The organism is Achromobacter sp. GD03932, from assembly GCF_029839485.1.
GTDB lineage: Bacteria > Pseudomonadota > Gammaproteobacteria > Burkholderiales > Burkholderiaceae_B > Achromobacter > Achromobacter bronchisepticus_A.
Genome location: NZ_JAOCAT010000012.1, coordinates 165,162 through 184,367 on the forward strand (window position 1 = coordinate 165,162; position 19,206 = coordinate 184,367).

19 protein-coding genes and 1 tRNA gene are annotated in these 19,206 nt (G+C 65.8%); 7 read left to right on the forward strand and 13 right to left on the reverse strand.

Annotation, left to right across the window (positions count from 1 at the left end; genetic code table 11):
- Positions 1-3: 3 nt before the first annotated feature.
- From N5C88_RS13730 to N5C88_RS13740, 3 genes are all read right to left on the reverse strand, one after another.
- The gene (locus tag N5C88_RS13730) at positions 4-2,667 is read right to left on the reverse strand and encodes a PD-(D/E)XK nuclease family protein (protein ID WP_280015495.1); all 2,664 of its coding nucleotides are present in this window, start codon (positions 2,665-2,667) and stop codon (positions 4-6) included.
- Between the two features lie 88 nt (positions 2,668-2,755).
- The gene (locus N5C88_RS13735; protein WP_165867845.1) at positions 2,756-2,920 is read right to left on the reverse strand and encodes a hypothetical protein; all 165 of its coding nucleotides are present in this window, start codon (positions 2,918-2,920) and stop codon (positions 2,756-2,758) included.
- 7 nt (positions 2,921-2,927) lie between these two features.
- On the reverse strand, positions 2,928-4,127 hold the full coding sequence (locus N5C88_RS13740; RefSeq protein ID WP_059380180.1) for an MFS transporter: 1,200 nt from the start codon (positions 4,125-4,127) through the stop codon (positions 2,928-2,930).
- Positions 4,128-4,436: 309 nt separating this feature from the next.
- Here N5C88_RS13740 and N5C88_RS13745 point away from each other — a divergent pair.
- Positions 4,437-4,511 (forward strand) — tRNA-Arg (locus N5C88_RS13745).
- Between the two features lie 374 nt (positions 4,512-4,885).
- Positions 4,886-6,082 carry a D-alanyl-D-alanine endopeptidase gene (gene pbpG / locus N5C88_RS13750; RefSeq protein WP_059380181.1) on the forward strand — a complete coding sequence of 399 codons (1,197 nt, stop codon included), beginning with the start codon at positions 4,886-4,888 and terminating at the stop codon, positions 6,080-6,082.
- Positions 6,083-6,175: 93 nt separating this feature from the next.
- On the opposite strand, the gene N5C88_RS13755 is transcribed toward pbpG, so the two are convergent.
- Complete coding sequence (locus N5C88_RS13755) at positions 6,176-6,562, reverse strand: ribbon-helix-helix domain-containing protein (RefSeq protein WP_054451398.1); 387 nt, start codon at positions 6,560-6,562, stop codon at positions 6,176-6,178.
- Positions 6,563-6,786: 224 nt separating this feature from the next.
- Here N5C88_RS13755 and adhP point away from each other — a divergent pair, with 224 nt between their 5' ends.
- Positions 6,787-7,812 (forward strand): alcohol dehydrogenase AdhP, encoded by a 1,026-nt coding sequence (gene adhP, locus N5C88_RS13760; RefSeq protein ID WP_054451403.1) that lies wholly within the window; start codon positions 6,787-6,789, stop codon positions 7,810-7,812.
- 69 nt (positions 7,813-7,881) lie between these two features.
- Here the strand turns inward: adhP and N5C88_RS13765 are convergent, their stop codons facing one another.
- The 4 genes from N5C88_RS13765 to N5C88_RS13780 all read right to left on the reverse strand — a co-directional run bounded on the left by N5C88_RS13765 (position 7,882) and on the right by N5C88_RS13780 (position 11,032).
- Positions 7,882-8,460, reverse strand: coding sequence for a DJ-1/PfpI family protein (locus N5C88_RS13765; protein WP_054451405.1), 579 nt, complete (start codon positions 8,458-8,460; stop codon positions 7,882-7,884).
- 135 nt (positions 8,461-8,595) lie between these two features.
- Positions 8,596-9,084, reverse strand: a complete 489-nt coding sequence (gene ybaK, locus N5C88_RS13770) for a Cys-tRNA(Pro) deacylase (protein WP_118932766.1) — start codon at positions 9,082-9,084, stop codon at positions 8,596-8,598.
- A 42-nt stretch (positions 9,085-9,126) separates the two neighbouring features.
- Complete coding sequence (gene xerD, locus N5C88_RS13775) at positions 9,127-10,110, reverse strand: site-specific tyrosine recombinase XerD (RefSeq protein WP_118932767.1); 984 nt, start codon at positions 10,108-10,110, stop codon at positions 9,127-9,129.
- Between the two features lie 16 nt (positions 10,111-10,126).
- Entirely contained in the window at positions 10,127-11,032 is a 906-nt protein-coding gene (locus N5C88_RS13780) for a LysR substrate-binding domain-containing protein (RefSeq protein WP_059380210.1), read from the reverse strand.
- A gap of 185 nt (positions 11,033-11,217) precedes the next feature.
- Between N5C88_RS13780 and N5C88_RS13785 the strand changes: the two genes are divergently transcribed.
- A complete protein-coding gene (locus N5C88_RS13785; RefSeq protein WP_118932806.1) occupies positions 11,218-12,900 on the forward strand; it encodes a thiamine pyrophosphate-binding protein in 1,683 nt (560 codons plus the stop codon).
- Between the two features lie 113 nt (positions 12,901-13,013).
- Positions 13,014-14,207: an acyl-CoA dehydrogenase gene (locus N5C88_RS13790; RefSeq protein ID WP_054451413.1), complete on the forward strand. Its 1,194-nt coding sequence runs from the start codon at positions 13,014-13,016 to the stop codon at positions 14,205-14,207.
- Between the two features lie 135 nt (positions 14,208-14,342).
- Here N5C88_RS13790 and N5C88_RS13795 read toward each other — a convergent pair whose 3' ends face one another.
- From N5C88_RS13795 to N5C88_RS13805, 3 genes are read right to left on the reverse strand one after another with little or no spacing between them, the layout of a single operon-like run.
- A complete protein-coding gene (locus N5C88_RS13795) occupies positions 14,343-14,930 on the reverse strand; it encodes a nucleotidyl transferase AbiEii/AbiGii toxin family protein (RefSeq protein ID WP_347881394.1) in 588 nt (195 codons plus the stop codon).
- Positions 14,858-15,397, reverse strand: a complete 540-nt coding sequence (locus tag N5C88_RS13800) for a nucleotidyl transferase AbiEii/AbiGii toxin family protein (RefSeq protein ID WP_280015496.1) — start codon at positions 15,395-15,397, stop codon at positions 14,858-14,860. The genes N5C88_RS13795 and N5C88_RS13800 overlap by 73 nt, the downstream gene beginning before the upstream one ends.
- Entirely contained in the window at positions 15,366-15,785 is a 420-nt protein-coding gene (locus N5C88_RS13805; protein ID WP_280015497.1) for a DUF6088 family protein, read from the reverse strand. Before N5C88_RS13805 ends, N5C88_RS13800 begins: the two co-directional genes overlap by 32 nt.
- Positions 15,786-15,979: 194 nt before the next feature.
- Between N5C88_RS13805 and N5C88_RS13810 the strand changes: the two genes are divergently transcribed.
- Both N5C88_RS13810 and N5C88_RS13815 read left to right on the forward strand, forming a co-directional pair.
- Positions 15,980-16,333 (forward strand): nuclear transport factor 2 family protein, encoded by a 354-nt coding sequence (locus N5C88_RS13810; protein ID WP_118932770.1) that lies wholly within the window; start codon positions 15,980-15,982, stop codon positions 16,331-16,333.
- 160 nt (positions 16,334-16,493) lie between these two features.
- Complete coding sequence (locus N5C88_RS13815; RefSeq protein ID WP_280015498.1) at positions 16,494-17,480, forward strand: TRAP transporter substrate-binding protein; 987 nt, start codon at positions 16,494-16,496, stop codon at positions 17,478-17,480.
- A 10-nt stretch (positions 17,481-17,490) separates the two neighbouring features.
- Here the strand turns inward: N5C88_RS13815 and N5C88_RS13820 are convergent, their stop codons facing one another.
- Complete coding sequence (locus N5C88_RS13820; RefSeq protein ID WP_059380185.1) at positions 17,491-17,934, reverse strand: MaoC family dehydratase; 444 nt, start codon at positions 17,932-17,934, stop codon at positions 17,491-17,493.
- Between the two features lie 69 nt (positions 17,935-18,003).
- Positions 18,004-19,206 (reverse strand): benzoyl-CoA 2,3-epoxidase subunit BoxA (boxA, locus tag N5C88_RS13825; RefSeq protein WP_280015499.1); only part of this gene is annotated, 1,203 nt, incomplete at its 5' end.

Below are 19,206 nucleotides of genomic sequence, written 5' to 3' on the forward strand. Positions count from 1 at the left end.
GGCTCATGCGTCCTCGTCGTCCAGATGCAAACGCAGGAACGGCAGTGCATCGCAATATTTCAGGTCATCGCGGCGATACGCGACGTTGGCCGCGTAGCCCGCGGCGTACTCGTCGGCCAGCGCTTCGATGGCCGTGCGCCAGCGCTGCCGGATATCCGACCAGGACAGCCCGTCGAAGTACTTGCTGTCGCTGGCCAGCGTGACGCCGGGCACGCCCAGGTCTTCGTCGGCCAGGCCCTGCGCGGCGACCTGCCGCGCATGGATCTGCGCCAGCACCAGGCCCGCCACTTCGCCGCCCGCGGCGTCCGCCAGCACCGAGGCATAGAACGGCAGCTGCACGTTCACGGGGCGGCTGCGCGACCAGTCCGGTTCGGGCTTGGCCGCCGCCACGCCGGTCTTGTAGTCGACGATGACGTTGCGGCCATCGCCGAGGGTGTCGATGCGGTCCAGCCGCAGCTTCAGGTTGAGCGCGCCGCGCTGCCATTGATGGTTCTTTTCCACCTGGGCCACCGCGAAAGGCAGGCGCTGCGCTTCCATGTCCAGCCAGGACGCCAGCACGGCCTGGGCGCGCTGGCATTCCAGCGTGCGCAAGGCGGGCGCGTAATCCTTCAGTTCCTCGTCCGCGGCTTGCGCCACCGCCTGTTCCAGCAAGGCAGGCAGGCGGCCCTCGGCCATGATTTCGTGCAGCGCGTCCTGGTCGGGCATCATGCCCCACACCAGTTCCAGCGCCTTGTGCAGAAACTGGCCGCGCACGTTGACCGTGGCCGCATCCGCATAGGGCGCCATTTCGCGGCCGCCCAGGCGATGCCGCACGAAGGCCCACAGCGGATTGCGCGCCTGCGTGTCCAGCACGTCCAGGCCGCCGCCGCCACGATTGCCGGCCGCCAACGCGGGTCCTTGCGCATCGTCCAGCGACTCCTGCGGCAAGGCCGGCAGCGCTTGCGCCGAGGCGGGCGCCCAGTCCGTCAACGCTGCCGCCGCGATCAGCGGCGACGGACGCAGCTCGCGCTCGCCGTCCATGTGCGCATGGCTGACGATGATCTCGGGCGCGCAACGGCACAACGCCGCGTACATGCCCTCGGCCCATTCGCGTTCGCGCTCGGGCGTGGCGCGCGGCGCCTTGGCCTGGCGCAACACGGCCAGCGGCAACAGCGGATTGGGCTTGGGCGAGGCCGGCAACACGTCGTCGGTCAAGCCCAACACCCAGACGCCGTCCCAATAGCCGCCCTCGGCTTCCAGCAAACCCAGCACGTCCAGGCGCGCCTGCGGATCGCGTTGCGGCTGAAACGAGGCGGAACGCGCCACGCTTTCCAGCAGGTTCACGGCGGCCACGCCGCCCAGGCGCCCGGCGGCCGGCGCCAGCGCCGAAAAACTGCCCAGCGCATCGCCCAACGCCCCCATCACCTGATAGCCAACGCTGTCCAGCACGCCTTCGCCGGGAAAGCCCAACGCCATCAGCGCGGCCTTCATGCGCAACATCCACACGTCGCAAGTGGCCTGGCGGCCGCCCTGCGTCCAGATTTCCATGGCCTGATTCCAGGCCTGCGCCAACGCGGGCAGGTCCGCCAGCAGCTTGCGCCAATCCTGCGGAGTGACGTGCAGTTGGGCTTGGCGACGCCAGCGCGCGTCGATCGAGGCCAGCCGAGCGCGGTCGCGCACGTCGCCCGCGCAATGCCCGCCCAGCAGGGCCGCGCCCAGCACCTCGACGCCGCAGCCCTTGCCCGGCGCGCATTCGGCCAGGGCGCGCAACCAGGCAAGCGCGGCGCGCGCCATCGGCCATTCGTTCAACGGACGTCCCACGGCCACGTTGAAGGCGTACGCGGCTTCGCCGCCGCGCCCGGCCAGGGCCTGGCTCAACACCCGCCGCGCGAAAGGCGACTCCGCCTCCAGCTGGGGCGAGACGATGGCGTAGCGGCCCTGCGGATGCGCCTTCAGGCGCTCGGCCGCCCAGGCCGCGGCGGCGCGCCACTCCGCGCCTTGATCCGCAGCCTCGAATCTGCGCGCCGGCGTTTCAACGCGCTGCGCGTCGCGCCACTGCGCGACGGCCGCGCCCTGCTCTTCAAACGCCTGCAAGAGCCGACGAAAGCGCGGCGACATATCCGTGAATCCGGCCAGCACCAGTTGGCGCGGCACGGGCAGGCGTCCGTCCTCCAGCGCCCGCAGCACGCGCGCGTAGCCCTGGTTGGCGTCCTCGGCGTCGATGCCGGCCAGCGCATGACGGTAACGCACCCGCCATTTCGCAAAGCCGCGATATTCGTCGGTATCCGCGCCCGAAGGCACATGCAGCTGCCATTCGTCCATCAGCAGGTCCGCGTCCATCGACAAACGCGCGGCCTGGCTCGCATCCAGCAGCACGCGCTCGGCTTCTTCAGCGCGGATCGCCTCGGTCCACACCAGCTGCGTGGCGAAACTGTCCAGCCGATAGGCAGGCACATCGCCATCCGTCTCGAACGCGAGTTCATTGGCCGCATCGGCCAGCCAGGCGGACAGCGGCAATATGCGCGGCAATTCGCTGACCTGGCGTTCCTGGCGCAGCAGGCCCGCCAGCTCCAGCGTGAGCCGGCGCGACAGGCGGTTGTTCACCGTCAGCACCAGCGTATCGGCGGCAGGCATGCCGCCGATGTCCGGCAGCGATAGATCGGGATAGGAGGGCGATGAGTCCTGCATGAGCATCCGTGGCGCCCGCCCGCGGGCGGCGCGCGATGAGGGAAGAAATACCGCCGTAGGATACCGCGAGGCCGAGCGGAAAAAGTCCCTAGAAGCCGCAGAGCGCGGCCAGGTTTTCCCAGTGGATCTGCATTTCCGGCGTGGTGTAGCCCCAGAACGCCAGGCCCAGGACGGCAACCAGGGCCAGCGCGCCAGCCGCGCGCCAACCGCGATGGCGGCGGGCGGCGGATGCGGAGCGAGTCGCAGGGTTCATGGACGTCTCAGGCCGTGGCCGGCTGGGCAACCGGCTGCTCGCGCACCGGCAGGCACAGCAGCGCCGCGATAATGGCCAGCGCCACGCCCAGCCACCAGACGGCATCGTAGTTGCCGGTCTTGGCGTAGGCATATCCACCCAGCCACACGCCGATGAAACTGCCCAGCTGGTGTCCCAGGAAGACGATGCCGGACAGCGTGGCCGCATAGCGCAGGCCGTAGATCTGGCCGATCAGCCCCTGCGTGAGCGGCACGGTCCCCAACCAGAACAAGCCCATCCACGCGGCGAAGGCGTACAGCACCCAAGGCGACAGCGGCATCCAGAGCAACAGCAGGATGCCGAAGGCGCGCATGCCGTACACCACGGCGAGGAGCCGCTTCTTGCTGTACTTGCCGCCCAGCTTGCCGGCATAGAACGAACCCAGCACGTTGAACAGGCCGATCAGCGCAATGGCGGTCGCGCCCTGCCCCGCGCTCAGGCCGCCGTCCGTGACGTAGGCGGGCAGGTGCAGCGTGATGAAAGCGGTGTGGAAGCCGCAGACGAAATAGCTCCAGAACAGGAAATGGAACGAGGGGTGGCGCACCGCCTGCTTGACCGCCGAGGCCAGCGACTGCTGCGGCCCGGTGTGGGCTTGCGGACGACCGCGCAGGAAATACGCCAGGGGCGCGCCGCAAGCGACGAACAGCGACAGCACCCACAATGCGCCCGGCCAGTCCAGGCCGCTGATCAGCACCTGTCCCGTGGGCACCACGGCGAACTGTCCCAGGGAGCCGCCAGCGCTGGCGATGCCCATCGCCGTGCTGCGGTAGGCGGGCGGCACCGCGCGCGCCACCACGGGCAGGATCACCGGAAAGGTCGTGCCGGCCTGTCCCAGCCCGACCAGCACGCCGGCGGTCAGATAGAGCGTGGCTTCATCGGTGGCGAAGCGCGTACCTATCATGCCCAGCATGTACAGCACCGCGCCCAGGGCGATGGTGCGGCCCGAACCGTAGCGGTCGGCCAGGATGCCCATGAAGATACAGGCCACGCCCCACACCAGGTTCTGCAGCGCGAAGGCCATGGAGAACACTTCGCGTCCCCAGCCCTGCGCCAGCCCCATCGGCTGCATGAAAAGCCCGAAGGTGGCGCGCACCCCCATCGCGAGCAGCACCACCAGCGTGCCCACGATCAGGGTACGGGTGAAATTCGTATCGGTTTGGTTAGACATGAAACCCGTTTTTCGTTGTTTTGGTTCGCCGCCCCCTCCACGGGACGGTCCGGCGCGCAGCGCAGGACCCGGACATCATATACAAATAGCCTCCGCGCTCCGGCAATAGCCCCGTTGAGCGCCGGGTCCGGCGGGCCGGGTTGCGGACAGCGGATTTGGGGCTTGCGCCGCCTGCTGATAGACTTGCGTCCTGCGCCGAAGCCCGTGCCCCCAGTGATAAACTCAGGGCCGAAAGATTCGTAGCGATATCAAGGCCTTAGCAAGCAAACGCGGTCACTCGACCGGCCTTGCCGCCTGATCAGCAATAGTCTCGCCGTAGTTAAATGGATATAACCGGCCCCTCCTAAGGGTCAATTGGTGGTTCGATTCCACCCGGCGAGGCCATCTCTGGCGTCGGTTCCGACGCCTTCCTTCCCAGCACCCCCTATCCGCCCGAAGCCTTGCCCTTTGTGAGCACGTCTTGTCCTGATCTGCCCATGGACAAAAACCTCGCGCGTTCAGCCAGATGAGGGTTAATCCGGGCTACGCTCACGCGCGGCCTGCCGTTAGCTTCTCGAACTTGTCTTGTGACGAATTGAAGCTGCGTCAATACGTCACCATTATTTTTTTGGACGATGATAGCAAATCGCCTTGCGCACAACTTGAAATTGCTGTTTAAATTCGACGCGTAAGCCTCTAATTCATCTGGACTTTTTCTGGCCCGACGAAACGCCGGCTTAAGAAACATTTACTGACAGACTGACAAGCCAGCTCAAACCATGGCATTTCCCTGGAAACGTGCGATTGCGAACGCGATAGCGCCTGTGGCGCTGGCGGTGTGCGCGCTCCTGCCCCCCGCCGCGCAAGCCGCGAAGAATACGGACCCTTGCAAGACCAACGCCAAGTCATCGGCCTGCAAGGCGCAACAAGCGAAGAAGGCTCCGGCCCCCAAGGCCAGCTCCGGCAAGAGCGCCTCGGGCAAACAAGCCGCCTCCTCCGCGAAAACTCCCCCCAAATCCTCCTCCGGCAAGAAAGCAGCCGCCCCCAAGGGCGGCAAGCAGGTCGCCGCCAAGGGCACGCCGCCCAAGAAGGGCGCGGCCGCCGGCAAGAGCGGCAAGCCGAACAAGCCGTCGCGCGCGCAACGTGCCGCCGCTGCTGCCGCGGTCGGTTCGGCCGCCATGCCGCCGCCCGCCTCCTCGGTGCGCGCCGAAGCCGCCGCCCTGCGTTCCACTACCGCCTATGTGCAGGATCTGGAAACGTCCACGGTCATCTTCGCCAAGAACGAAAACGTGGTGCGCCCCATCGCTTCGATCTCGAAGCTGATGACCGCGGTCGTCGTGGTCGACGCCAACCTGCCCATGAACGAAATGCTGGAGATCACCGACGAAGACGTCGACGGCCTCAAGCACACCACCTCGCGTCTGCGCGTGGGCACCAAGCTGTCGCGCGGCGACATGCTGCACCTGGCGCTGATGTCGTCCGAAAACCGCGCCGCCAACGCGCTGGGCCGCCACTATCCGGGCGGCCTGCCCGCCTTCGTGGCCGCCATGAACGCCAAGGCGCAGGCGCTGGGCATGACCAGCACCCGCTTCATCGAGCCCACCGGCCTGTCCAGCGACAACGTCTCGTCGCCGCACGATCTGGCCCGACTGCTGCGCGCCGCCTCCCAGCGCCCGTTGATCCACCGCTACTCCACCGATACCGAGTACGACGTCGAGGTCAACAACCGCACGCAGACCTTCCGCAACACCAACCTGCTGGTGCGCAAGCCCGACTGGGACATCAAGGTGTCCAAGACCGGCTACATCAACGAAGCGGGCGAATGCCTGGTCATGCTGGCCCGCATCAACGGCCGCGACCTGGCCATCGTGCTGCTGGATTCGCAGGGCAAGCTCTCCCGCATCGGCGATGCGGTGCGCATCCGCCGCATCGTGCAGAACGAAGTGGCGATGGCGTCGATCCAGTCTGGCGGCTGAACACCCGCCGCGCTACGCTGCCACATGAGCAAAGGGCCCGAAAAATTCGGGCCCTTTGTTTTTTGGCGCCGCGGCGGCGTCAGTGTTGGCGGCCTACGCGGCCTTGCGTTTGGGGCGCAGGGGCTGGGCGTCGTACAGCGTGGGCGGCAGGCCTTCCAGCACGGCCTGCGGGTTGAGCGAACGGATCGGCACGGCCGCGTCCAAGGGGATTCGGCCCTCTGCCTGCAGCAGTTGGTAGCGCAGGCAGCACACGCGCAGGAATGAGGTGAAATTGGCGGCCTCGCCGCGATACTCGATCAGTTCGTCGTACAGACGTTCGATCAGCTGCGTCACGCGCATGCCGTCGCGGCCGGCGATTTCTTCCAATACCTGCCAGAACAGCTGTTCCAGCCTCAGGCTGGTAGCCACGCCATGCAGCCGCAGCGAACGGGTTTCGGGCGCGTAGGACTGCTCGCTGGCGCGGATGAAGATTTCACACATGGGAGCTCCTGGAACTCGGGACTGGGCCTGGGGCCTGGGCCGGGATGCCTACGGCTGACTGTACGCCGTTTGCCGCGGCCCGGGCAAGCTGCGGGAGGCCGGCCTCTTTCTGCAACCACACGTTTCCGGCATCGGCGGGCAGCCCCCTCGGTTGATATAAATCATGGTCGGGAAAGCGTCCACGTTCGAGCATAAGGAATCTTGATCAGACTTCGGAGGCAGTGATGGATAAAACCATGAAAGCAGCGGTTGCACGAGCATTCGGCAAGCCCCTGGCAATCGAAGAAGTCGCGGTGCCGCGCCCGGGTCCGGGCGAATTGCTGGTAAAGATAGAAGCCTGCGGGGTCTGCCACACCGACCTGCACGCGGTCGAAGGCGACTGGCCCGTCAAGCCCAACCCGCCTTTCATTCCCGGCCACGAAGGCGTCGGCCACGTGGTTGCGGTGGGCGCGGGCGTGACCCATGTGAAGGAAGGCGACCGCGTCGGCATTCCCTGGCTGTATTCCGCCTGCGGGCATTGCGAGCATTGCCTGGGCGGCTGGGAAACGCTGTGCGAAACGCAGAAGAACGCCGGCTACTCCGTGAACGGCGGCTTTGCCGAATACGCGCTGGCTGATGCCAACTACGTGGGCCTGCTGCCCAAGAACGTCGGTTTCGTCGAGGTAGCGCCCGTGCTGTGCGCCGGCGTGACCGTGTACAAGGGCCTGAAGATGACGGACACCCGTCCGGGCAACTGGGTGGTGATTTCCGGCATCGGCGGATTGGGCCACATGGCGGTGCAGTACGCCAAGGCCATGGGCCTGAACGTCGCGGCTGTGGACATCGACGACGCCAAGCTGGACTTCGCCCGCCGCTTGGGCGCCGAGGTCACCGTCAACGCCAAGACCACCGACCCGGCCGCCTACCTCAAGCGCGAGATCGGCGGCGCGCACGGCGCGCTGATCACGGCGGTATCGCCCAAGGCCTTCGAGCAGGCGCTGGGCATGGTGCGCCGCGGCGGCACCGTGGCGCTTAACGGTCTGCCGCCGGGCGACTTCCCGCTGTCGATCTTCGACATGGTGCTCAATGGCGTCACCGTGCGCGGCTCCATCGTGGGCTCGCGCCTGGACCTGCAGGAATCGCTGCAGTTTGCCGAAGAAGGCAAGGTGCACGCCACCGTCGCCACCGAAAGCCTGGAGAACATCAACGACGTGTTCGACCGCATGCGGCGCGGCCAGATCGAAGGCCGCATCGTGCTCGATTTCGCCTGATATCCAAGCCGCAAGGAAAAAGCGCCAGGGCCGCAAGCTTGCGGCCCTGGCGCTTTGTGGCTTGGAAGATCAGGGCGTGATCTTCGTGCCCAGCACCGCCAGGAATTGCGACATCCAGGCCGGGTGCGCGGGCCAGGCCGGCGCCGTCACCAGATTGCCGTCGGTGTAGGCCTGGTCGATGCCGATCTCGGCATAGGTGCCGCCCGCCAGGCGCACTTCCGGGGCGCACGCCGGATAGGCGGAGCAGGTGCGGCCCTTCAGGATCCCGGCCGCGGCCAGCAGTTGCGCGCCGTGGCAGACCGCCGCGATGGGCTTGCCGGCCTTGTCGAAGGCGCGCACGATGTCCAGCACCTTTTCGTTCAGGCGCAGATACTCCGGCGCGCGGCCGCCCGGAATCACCAGGCCGTCGTAGGACGACGGCTCGACGCGGTCAAAGTCATAGTTCAGCGCGAAATTGTGGCCGCGCTTTTCGGTGTAGGTCTGTGCGCCTTCGAAATCATGGATCGCGGTGGCGATGGTGTCGCCCGCTTTCTTGTCCGGGCATACCGCGTGCACCGTGTGCCCCACCGTCAGCAGGGTCTGGTACGGCACCATGGTCTCGTAGTCTTCGGCGTAGTCGCCGACCAGCATCAACAGTCGCTTGCTCATGTTTGTCTCCCAGGGATGGCGGAAAGCCGGTTCGGGCCACGTGGCCGGGTTCCGGTTCTTGATCTACGCCCCTATTGTGACGCCGCCATCGGCCAGGGTGGTGGTATGGGAATACCACGCCCACGCAAGCCCGCCTTACTCCAGAGCGACGGACACGCCCTTGGCGCCCAGCAGCGTGACCAGCACCTTGGGATCTATGCCGATCAGATACCCGCGCCGCCCGCCGTTGATGTAGACCACCGGGTAGTCCAGCACTTCGGCCTCGACCCACACCGGCATCTTCTTGCGCGTGCCGAAGGGCGAGGTGCCGCCCACCTGATAGCCCGAATGGCGCTGCGCCACCTCGGGCTTGCAGGGCTCCACCCGCTTCAAACCGGCTTGGCGCGCCAGGTTCTTGGTGGAGACTTCGCGGTCGCCATGCATGACCACGATCAGGGGCTTGGCGGACTCGTCCTCCATCACCAGGGTCTTGACCACCGCATGCGGATCCAGGCCCAACTGGCGCGCGGCTTCGCCCGCGCCGCCATGGTCGACGTAGTCATAGGTGTGCTCCGTGTACGCCACCTTGTTCTGCTTGAGGAACTGGGTGGCGGGCGTCTCGGAAACGTGGCGGGCTTTGCTCATGGTTATGCGTGAAAGAGGAATTTCGAAGCGGCGCGTGCAGCGCTAGCCGCGAGGATGGTGCGTCGCGTGCAGCGCCTTCAGGCGTTCGCGCGCGACGTGCGTGTAGATCTGCGTGGTGGAAATGTCGGCGTGGCCCAGCAGCATCTGCACCACGCGCAGGTCGGCGCCGTGGTTCAGCAGATGCGTGGCGAAGGCGTGCCGCAGCACGTGCGGCGACAGCGGCGCGCGCACGTCCGCCAGCAGGGCATATTTCTTCACCAGTTGCCAGAACGCCTGGCGCGACATGGCTTCGGCACGGCCCGTGATGAAGAGCGCATCGCTCACGCGTCCAGCCGCCAGCTCCGGCCGCGCGGACTTCAGGTAGCGGTCGATCCAATGGGCCGCCTCGGCGCCCAGCGGCACCAGCCGGTCCTTGCCGCCCTTGCCCAACACCACCCGCACCACGCCTTCGTTCAGGCTCACGTCCAGCGTGCGCATGCCCACCAGCTCGGATACCCGCAAGCCCGTGGCGTACAGCGTTTCCAGCATGGCGCGGTCGCGCAGGCCGCGGGCCTCCTCCAGGTCGGGCGCGCGCAACAAGGCGTCCACCTGCTGCTCGGACAGGGTCTTGGGCATGCGCGGCGGCTGCTTGGCGGCGATCAGCGTCAGGCAGGGATCGCGCTCGGCGCGGTGTTCGCGCAGCGCCCAGGCGTAAAAGCGGCGCAACGCGGCCAGCCTGCGGTTGGCGGTGGTGGCGCGGGTTTCTTCGTGGCGGAAGGCGAACCAGGCTTCGATGTCGGCCTTGCCGGCATCGCGTAGAGGTTTGGCGGGTCCGGCGGGCAGGACGTGGACCTGCGCCGCATCGCCGTGGCGGTCGGCCATTTCGCGCGCGTAGGCTTCGGGATCTTCCAGCCAGCGGGCAAAACCCGTCAGATCGCGCCGGTAGGCCGCCAGGGTGTTGGCCGACAGGCCGTCTTCCAGCCAGACGGCATCGATGAAGGCGTCGATATCGGCCTGGGATTCAAGCGGGGGGCGGATTGCGGACATGGCTGGATTCTACGACTCAGCGTCCGCCCACGCCTGCGGCGGCGGACTTCAGCCAGCTCTCGAAGAGCTTGAGCGCTTCGGACCGTTCGCTGCGCTGCGGATAGCCGAAGTAATAGCCCTGGCTGACCAACAGCGATTGCGGCACGGGCATCGCCAGCGTGCCTTGGTCGAGCGCGGGCTGGGCCAGGAAACGCGGCATCAGCCCGACTCCCAGGCCGGCCTGCACCGCCGCCATCACCATGGTGAAAAGCTCGTAGCGCGGCCCGCCGGCGGCGTGCGGACCATAAAGATGGCTGTTGGCCGCGTACCACTGGCGCCAGGCGTCCGGCCGCGAAGCCAGGTGCAGATGGGTCATGCCGGACAAGGCGCTGGCCCCCGGTTCCGCCGCCCGCGCCGCCAGCTCTGGCGCGCACACCGGCACCAGTTCGCGTTCGGGGAACAGCAGCACGCCCTGGGTGCCTGGCCACAATCCGTCCCCGTGATACAGCGCGCCGTCGAAGGGCTGGTCCTTGAACTGGAACGGCAACGTGCGCACGGACAGGCTGACCGTGATGTCGCCGTGCTCGCGCTGGAAATCCGCCAGGCGCGGGATCAACCAGGTCGTCGCCAGGGTGGGCACCACGGCGATATGGATGCTGCGGCCCATGCCGGTGCGGCTGACCAGGCCGAAAGTGTCTTTTTCGATCTGATCCAAATGGTGGCGGATGCGGCCGGCGTACTCCGCTCCGTGATCGGTCAGCACGATGCGCCGGCGCACCCGCGTGAACAGCTGCACGCCCAGGCGCGCCTCCAGGCTGGCCACTTGGCGGTAGACGGCGCTATGCGTCAGGGACAATTCCTCGGCGGCGCGGGAAAAGCTGCCCAGCCGGGCCGACGCTTCAAACGCCTGCAGGGCGCTCAGGTTGGGAATGCCGTTTCTCATATCGCGGGAACCGCCAGGTGCCGGCGGGCGCCGCCGCTGCTGCGCCGCTCGGATCTTGCCGCGGCGCAGCATGGCAGGTCGTGCCGGTGGGTCAATAGATTGTGCAATTTTATCAATTGCATTGTGCGATCAAGGAACATTATGCTCGGATGTCCTAACCTCGGCTCATCATGACTACCACCCCCATGTCCCAGCAAGAATCCCGCCTTGGCGGTCACATCCTGGTCGACCAGCTGGTTGCGCAGGGCGTCAAACATGTTTTCTGTGTTCCCGGTGAAAGCTATCTGGCGGTGCTGGACGGCCTGCACGATGCGGACATCAAGGTCACGGTGTGCCGCCAAGAAGGCGGCGCGGCCATGATGGCCGACGCCCATGGCAAGCTGACCGGCGAACCTGGCATCTGCATGGTGACCCGCGGCCCGGGCGCGTCCAACGCGCTGGCGGGCGTGCACATCGCCAAGCAGGACTCCACCCCCCTGATCCTCTTCGTCGGCCAGATCGAGCGCGGCATGCGCGAACGCGAAGCCTTCCAGGAAATGGATTACCGCGCCGTGTTCGGCACGCAGGCCAAGTGGGTCACGGAGATCGATCAGGTCGAACGCATCCCCGAACTGGTTTCGCGCGCCTTCCACATCGCCACCTCGGGCCGTCCCGGCCCGGTCGTGATCGCGCTGCCCGAAGACATGCTGGTCGAAGCCGCCAAGGTCGCCGACGCGCCACGCTACGAAGTCATCGATTCCGCCCCCACCGCCGGCCAGCTGGCCGACCTGGAAAAGCTGCTGGCCGAGGCCAAAAATCCGGTCGCCATCCTGGGCGGCACTCGCTGGGACGCCCGCGCGGTGCAGCAGTTCGCCGATTTTGCGCAGCGCCACGCGCTGCCCACGGCCGTGTCCTTCCGCCGCCAGATGCTGTTCCCGGCCGACCACCCCTGCTTCATCGGCGACGTGGGTCTGGGCATCAACCCCGCGCTGCTCAAGCGCGTCGCCGATGCGGACCTGATCCTGCTGGTCGGCGGCCGCATGTCGGAAAACCCCAGCCAGGCGTACACCCTGCTGGACATCCCGGTACCCAAGCAGAAACTGGTGCACGTGCACCCCGACACCGCCGAGCTGGGCCGCGTCTACCGCCCCACCCTGGCCATCAATACTTCGCCCGCCGCCTTTGCGCAGGCGCTGGGCGGCCTGAAGGCACCGGCCCAGCCCGCCTGGGCCGCCGGCACGCAGGCCATGCGCGAGTCGTATCTGAAATGGAGCGATCCCAGCGCCATCACGACGCCGGGCGCGCTGCAAATGGGCCAGGTGATGGCCTATCTGGAAAAGACGCTGCCGGCCGATGCCATCATGACCAACGGCGCCGGCAACTACGCCACCTGGCTGCACCGCTTCCACCGCTTTACGCGCTACGGCACGCAGCTGGCGCCGACGTCGGGCTCCATGGGCTACGGCCTGCCCGCCGCCGTGGGCGCCAAGCGCGTGTCGCCCGACAAGACCGTGGTCTGCTTCGCTGGCGACGGCTGCTTCCTGATGCACGGCCAGGAATTCGCGACCGCGGTGCAATACGACCTGCCCATCGTCGTGGTGCTGGTGGACAACGGCATGTACGGCACGATCCGCATGCACCAGGAAAAGCACTACCCCGGCCGCATTTCCGCGACCGATCTGAAGAATCCGGATTTCGCCGACTATGCGCGCGCCTTTGGCGGCCACGGCGAACGCGTCGAGACCACCGAGCAGTTCGGCCCGGCCTTCGAACGCGCCCTGGCCAGCGGCAAGCCGGCCATCCTGCACTGCTTCATCGATCCGGAAACCATCACCCCGGGCACGACCCTGGAAAAGATCCGCGACGCAGCGCTCAAGGCGCAGCACTGAAGGCGGGACGGAACGGCGGCGCCGCGCGCCGGCCGTTCCATTCGCCGCTTGCCGCCCGAATTATTTTAGGTTTAAACTTTCTAGCATTCCGAAATCCATAGCGGAGACCCAGCATGTCCTCGAATCCTTCCTTTCACTGGCAAGACCCCCTGTTGCTGGACCAGCAACTGACCGAAGAAGAACGCATGGTGCGTGACGCAGCCTACGCCTATGCGCAGGACAAGCTCGCCCCGCGCGTGCTGAACGCGTTCCGCAACGAACAGACCGACCCGGCCATCTTCTCCGAAATGGGTGAACTGGGCCTGCTGGGCGCCACCATCCCCGTCGAATACGGCGGCGCCGGCCTGAACTACGTCAGCTACGGCCTGATCGCCCGCGAAGTCGAACGCATCGACTCCGGCTACCGCTCCATGATGAGCGTGCAGTCGTCCCTGGTGATGGTGCCCATCAACGAATTCGGCAGCGAAGCGCAGAAGCAGAAATACCTGCCCAAGCTGGCCCGCGGCGAATGGATCGGCTGCTTCGGCCTGACCGAACCCAACCACGGCTCCGACCCCGGCGGCATGGAAACCCGCGCCGTCAAGACGTCCGACGGCTACAAGATTTCCGGCAACAAGATGTGGATCACCAACTCCCCCATCGCCGACGTCTTCGTGGTGTGGGCCAAGTGCGTCGGCGGCGACTTCGACGGCAAGATCCGCGGCTTCATCCTGGAAAAGGGCATGAAGGGCCTGTCGGCCCCCGCCATCCACGGCAAGGTCGGCCTGCGCGCCTCGATCACCGGTGAAATCGTCATGGACGAAGTGGAAGTGTCCGCCGACCAGATGATGCCCGGCGTGTCCGGCCTGAAGGGTCCGTTCACCTGCCTGAACTCGGCCCGCTACGGCATCGCCTGGGGCGCCGTGGGCGCCGCCGAAGCTTGCTGGCACACCGCCCGCCAGTACACGCTGGACCGCAAGCAGTTCGGCCGCCCCCTGGCCGCCAACCAGCTGATCCAGAAGAAGCTGGCCGACATGCAGACCGAAATCACGCTGGCCCTGCAAGGCTGCCTGCGCCTGGGCCGCATGAAGGACGAAGGCACCGCCGCCGTCGAAATCACCTCCATCATGAAGCGCAATTCCTGCGGCAAGGCGCTGGACATCGCCCGCCTGGCGCGCGACATGCTCGGCGGCAACGGCATCTCCGACGAATTCGGCGTGGCCCGCCACCTGGTGAACCTGGAAGTGGTCAACACCTACGAAGGCACCCACGACGTGCACGCCCTGATCCTGGGCCGCGCGCAGACCGGCATCCAGGCGTTCTATTGATCGCTTGATCGGTTCCGACGAAACCGCCCTACGGGGCGGTTTTTTTTGCCACGACTCAACGGCAGCGCCTGCTGTCCTTGGACAGCGAGCGCCGCGCCCGCTTCCCGGATATCGGTGCTGCTGGAAGGTCGCAAGTCAAACGCGGTGATCCAGCAACTCTTCTGCAGCACGCGCAAAGACCGCATAGCAGGTTTCGAAATCCGGCTTCTGCGCAGCATAGAGCAGTGGCTTCAGACGCTGCTCGAAGTTGGTCTTCAACCCTTCATGGACGGCAGCAGCAGCCAGCGTCCGCCTCAGCACCGAGTATGCGTCTTGATCAAACCCAGGATGCTGGCCGCGGAATTCCTCTACATCCTTTCGGACCAGCTTCGCAAAGATCTGACGGGCTGCCGCAAAGGCATCGGGCCGGGTTCCAGCAATACGCCAGACGTCATAGATATGTCGCACCAAGGCGGCGTCGTACTCGCCGCGCTGATGCCCATCCCAACTCCAAGCGCAGCGCCGCAGCAGTGACAACACCTTCTCCGCGAGCGTCTCCGCGACCGTGATGCACGCCATCGAAAAGCGCAGGGGCGCTACGCGCGGAACAAAGCCGTCGAGCATGTAGCCCATTTCGCGTATTTCAGCCGGCAACACGGGAGGACGATGTATCAGCTCAAGCTTGAGTTCGGGACGCAGCGCACCGGATACGTCCTGAAAATGCGCCGCATACGAAAGCGACAGGCAGTAGTACGACGGCTGTCCCGCGCAACGGGGTTCTCCTCATCGTCCCGCGTCACAAGTTGGAAGCCGATATCCGTGAGACGCCGCTCCACCTGCCGATGCAAATTGCCTAGCCGAGCCCGGTCTGTGTGCCCGTCTTGCAGCACATAGCCTTTCGGTACATCGTCCAGCGCAACCTTGATGTCGATGTCCTCGGACATCCGCTCAACCAGACCATGCGCTTTCGAAAGGCAGGTCCCGCCGGCGAAGACCTGGCGCGTAGCCACGGTAACGGACGCCGGCCTGGGATCCCCCTTCTTGCGGTCTTTCCGATGCGCGATATGCGTGCTCCTGATTTCAGCCAGAACGCGCAGCGCATCAGTGATGTGCAAGTCCTTCTCAGCGACGGCAGGCGGCAAAGTTCCCAGCAGGCCGGCCGTGGCGGCGTCTTCATTATCAGACTTCTGTTCGTCTGAGATCCTTTTCATACGTCAGCGTACTGCTCCCTACAGTCACTTTTCGAGTGATGCGCCGGCTCCCCGTACTGACAGTCGCCCCCATGGGAATCTGGGTCGATTTGCCGCTGCTGTACTCGGCTGCGAGCGCGCTCGGTTTCACAGAGATCTTGAGCTTGCGAAAAAGCTCCGCAGCAATCATTTCCAGCGTTCCTGCGGGGGTCGGTTTGCCCGTGAACTTGTTGATGCGGGTCTTGGCAAAAGCCCCTTTGCTGACGCGTACAAGCATTCCGTCATCGACGAAGCGGGCCAAGACTCGCCCGATCTGTGAGTCGCTCGCCATATCGGCAAAGTCCGAGCGCAAGACGACAACCCCTGCGCGCTGCTTGATCGAGCGACTCATGCGATCTTCCAGCTTCATACTTTACCTCCGATAGAGCACTGAATTCCACTAGGTCACTGTACTTTATAACTGGCAATTCTTCTAGTAATTACAGCATATTACATTGCAATATCCACGCATTAATGCGCAGTTTTTGCTATGTCGAAACGACACTAGCCGCGCTGCCCGAATTTCGCTTACAACGTAAGTCCCTCTCAAAAAAGGAACCACACATGACTCCGCGACGACTGGTCGAAGAATGGGTCGCACGGTTCAATGCCGCCGATGCCGCCGGCCTGGCCGAGCTTTACGATGAAAAGGCTGTGAACCACCAGGTCACCCAGGAGCCCATCGTCGGACGCGAGGCCATACGCGCGATGTTTGAACGGGAGTTCGCCCAGGCCGACATGACCTGCATCGTGGAGACGATCCATGAGGCCGGAGAGGTCGCGGCCCTGGAGTGGCGTGATCCTCTGGGCCTGCGCGGCTGCGGCTTCTTCACCGTGCGCGACGGCAGGATCGTGTTCCAACGGGGCTACTGGGACAAGCTGTCCTTCTTGAAGATGCACGGCCTGCCCCTCGAGTAATCGCCGCTGCTCCGCAACAGCCCGCGCATTGCCGAAAGCCCGTATAGGCGAGCCCTTGCACTCGCCGTACGCTTTGCGGCATCAGCCAGGCACAGAGCCGAGCGCTCCCGGCGCCGCCTCTCGTGTCCAGACCAGGTTTCCCACCAACCAGGAGCCGCGCATGCAAAGCTGTCCCACCCTCCGCCTGATGACGGGCATCGCCATGGCGTTCATGGCGCATGGCGCCTACGCCGCCACCACCCTCACGATGACTACCGAGTACCCGGCCACCTCCATGCCTGGACAAGGCGTATCCACCTTTGCCGAGCTGGTCCGCGCCAAGACGGCGGGCAACGTGGTCATCGACGCCAGCTATGACGCGTCCAAGGGGATCAAGTCGGCCGACATGATCGATGCGGTGCAAGCGCGCAAGGTGGATGCGGGCGACGCCTTCGCCGGCGCGCTGGCGGCCAAGTATCCCTTGTTCGGCGTGTCGTCCCTGCCCTTTCTGGCGGACTCGCTGTCCAAGGCCCGCAACCTGAACAAGGCCGCCCGCCCCGCCTACGAGAAGCTGTTGGCGGCGCATGGGCAGAAGCTGCTCTACACCACGCCGTGGCCCGCGTCCGGCATCTGGTCCAAGCAGAAACTGGACAGCGTCGCGGCCTTGAAGAAGCTGAGCATCCGCACCTACGACGCCACGTCGCAGGACGTCATGCAGAAGGCCGGCGCCCGCGCGCAGAACATCTCCTTCGCGGACGCGATGCCGCTGATCGCCTCGGGCGAGGTCAACGCGGTGCTGTCCTCAGGCGACGGCGGCGCGGGCCGCAAGCTCTGGGAGCACCTGCCCAACTTCGCGGAGATCAACTACGCCATGCCGATCTCGGTGGCGACGATGAACCTGCAGGCTTACCAGGCGCTGGATGCGCGCACGCGCCGCGCCATCGACCAGGCCGCGGCGCAGACCGAAACCGAACAATGGAAGCGCATCGACGGCCGCCTGCAGCAGAACTACGCCAACATGCGCAAGAACGGCGTGGCAATCAATACGTCGGTGCCCCTGCCCGTGCAGCGCGCGCTGAAGGATGCAGCGGCGGACTCGGTCAAGAACTGGAAGGCAGCGGCCGGTCCTGAAGCCGCCGCCATCCTGAAGCAGACAGGCAAGCGCTAGACGGCCAGCCTCAGTTTTCGCCGGACAGATCGAACAGGCTGGTCGCGTCCAGTTCCAGCACGCCTTCGTCGTGCTGGTTCAGGACCGTCCAGGCCCAGGTGATGATGCCCAGGTCCGGACGCGACGACGAGGTGCGCACGCCCTGCACGCGCGCTTCCAGGCGCAGGGTGTCGCCCGGACGCACCGGCGTGCGCCAGCGCACCTCGCCCAGGCCGGGCGAACCAAAGGATTCGGAATCGTGCAGCGCCGCGTCCACGGCCATGCGCATGGCCAGCGCGCAGGTATGCCAGCCGCTGGCGATCAGCCCGCCCCAACGGCCTTCGGAGGCGCGCTTGGGATCCGTGTGGAACCACTGGGGATCGTACTTGCGTGCGAACTCCAGGATTTCGGCTTCCGTCAGGGTGACCGGACCGCCCTTGATGACCATGCCGTCCTTGAACTCGGCGAACTTCATTTTGTGGATTCCCCCCGCAAATGCAATCGGCGCGCCAGCGCGCGCCGATTGCCACGCATGTTTGTGGATTCAGTACGTTTCGAAATGCAGGCGCCCTTCGCGGCGCAATGCATCATGCAGGATAGACCAATCCTGGCCCGCCTGCATCGTCACGTCGCGCAGGGCGTCCAGCACGCCCACTTCCATGCCCTTCAAGCCGCACACGTAGATGCAGGTATTGCGGTCCGCCAGCAGTTCGCGCACCACGCCCGCGCGGTCGCGGATCAGGTCCTGCACGTAACGCTTGGGTTGCCCGGTTTCGCGCGACAGCGCCAGATTGATGTCGATGAAATCGCGCGGCAGCTTCATCAACGGCCCGAAATACGGCAACTCGCGCTCGGTGCGCGCGCCGAAGAACAGCAGGAGCCTGCCGTTCTCGCCGGTCTCGATGCGGCGGCGGTAGCGTTCCGTCATGGCGCGCATGGGCGCCGAACCCGTGCCGGTGCAAATCATGATGAGATTGGCACGGGGGTGGTTGGGCATCAGGAAAGTATGGCCGAACGGTCCGATCACCTGCACCTTGTCGTTCTTGGCCAGGTCGCACAGGTAATTCGAACATACGCCGTGCGCGGCGGCGCCCGCATGATCCTCCGTGACGCGTTTCACCGTCAGCGAGAGATTGTTATAGCCGGCCCGTTCGCCGTCGCGCGGACTGGCCAAAGAATACTGGCGCGCGTGATGCGCCCGGCCCTGCGCATCCACACCCGGCGGCAGGATGCCGATGGACTGCCCTTCCAGCACGGGAAACGGCAGGTCGCCGAAGTCGAGCACGATATGGTGGATATCGCTTTCCGTGTCGGCGCCGGTCACGCGGTAGTTGCCGACCACGGTGGCAGTCATGGGCGTCTTGTGCGTGTACAGGTTGACGTAGGGATGGGCGGCGGACCACGGCGGGACCGTCGCACCGGGCGCGGTTGACGGCGCGGGCGCGACAGGCTGCTGCGCATCAGGCTCGCCGCCGGCTGGCGCGGCGGCGGCCGTTTCCGGCAATGCCTTCTCTCCCGGCAATTCTTCCCAGCCCAGTTGTTCCTGCACGCCGTAGGCTTCGGCGCGCACCATCAGCCGCCAGTTGTCGATGGCCCCGGTGGGGCAAGGCGGCACGCAGGCCATGCAGCCGTTGCAGATCTCGGGATCCACCACGTAGTTGTTCGAGTCGTGGGTGATCGCCTTGATCGGACAGGTTTCTTCGCAGGTGTTGCAGCGGATGCAGATCTCGGGATCGATCAGGTGCTG

Bases quoted from the DNA above. Each gene is read 5' to 3' on its own strand.
- N5C88_RS13730 (WP_280015495.1), bottom strand. From the start codon at position 2,667: ATGCAGGACTCATCGCCCTCCTATCCCGATCTATCGCTGCCGGACATC.
- N5C88_RS13735 (WP_165867845.1), bottom strand. From the start codon at position 2,920: ATGAACCCTGCGACTCGCTCCGCATCCGCCGCCCGCCGCCATCGCGGT.
- N5C88_RS13740 (WP_059380180.1), bottom strand. From the start codon at position 4,127: ATGTCTAACCAAACCGATACGAATTTCACCCGTACCCTGATCGTGGGC.
- pbpG (WP_059380181.1), top strand. From the start codon at position 4,886: ATGGCATTTCCCTGGAAACGTGCGATTGCGAACGCGATAGCGCCTGTG.
- N5C88_RS13755 (WP_054451398.1), bottom strand. From the start codon at position 6,562: ATGTGTGAAATCTTCATCCGCGCCAGCGAGCAGTCCTACGCGCCCGAA.
- adhP (WP_054451403.1), top strand. From the start codon at position 6,787: ATGGATAAAACCATGAAAGCAGCGGTTGCACGAGCATTCGGCAAGCCC.
- N5C88_RS13765 (WP_054451405.1), bottom strand. From the start codon at position 8,460: ATGAGCAAGCGACTGTTGATGCTGGTCGGCGACTACGCCGAAGACTAC.
- ybaK (WP_118932766.1), bottom strand. From the start codon at position 9,084: ATGAGCAAAGCCCGCCACGTTTCCGAGACGCCCGCCACCCAGTTCCTC.
- xerD (WP_118932767.1), bottom strand. From the start codon at position 10,110: ATGTCCGCAATCCGCCCCCCGCTTGAATCCCAGGCCGATATCGACGCC.
- N5C88_RS13780 (WP_059380210.1), bottom strand. From the start codon at position 11,032: ATGAGAAACGGCATTCCCAACCTGAGCGCCCTGCAGGCGTTTGAAGCG.
- N5C88_RS13785 (WP_118932806.1), top strand. From the start codon at position 11,218: ATGTCCCAGCAAGAATCCCGCCTTGGCGGTCACATCCTGGTCGACCAG.
- N5C88_RS13790 (WP_054451413.1), top strand. From the start codon at position 13,014: ATGTCCTCGAATCCTTCCTTTCACTGGCAAGACCCCCTGTTGCTGGAC.
- N5C88_RS13800 (WP_280015496.1), bottom strand. From the start codon at position 15,397: ATGAAAAGGATCTCAGACGAACAGAAGTCTGATAATGAAGACGCCGCC.
- N5C88_RS13805 (WP_280015497.1), bottom strand. From the start codon at position 15,785: ATGAAGCTGGAAGATCGCATGAGTCGCTCGATCAAGCAGCGCGCAGGG.
- N5C88_RS13810 (WP_118932770.1), top strand. From the start codon at position 15,980: ATGACTCCGCGACGACTGGTCGAAGAATGGGTCGCACGGTTCAATGCC.
- N5C88_RS13815 (WP_280015498.1), top strand. From the start codon at position 16,494: ATGCAAAGCTGTCCCACCCTCCGCCTGATGACGGGCATCGCCATGGCG.
- N5C88_RS13820 (WP_059380185.1), bottom strand. From the start codon at position 17,934: ATGAAGTTCGCCGAGTTCAAGGACGGCATGGTCATCAAGGGCGGTCCG.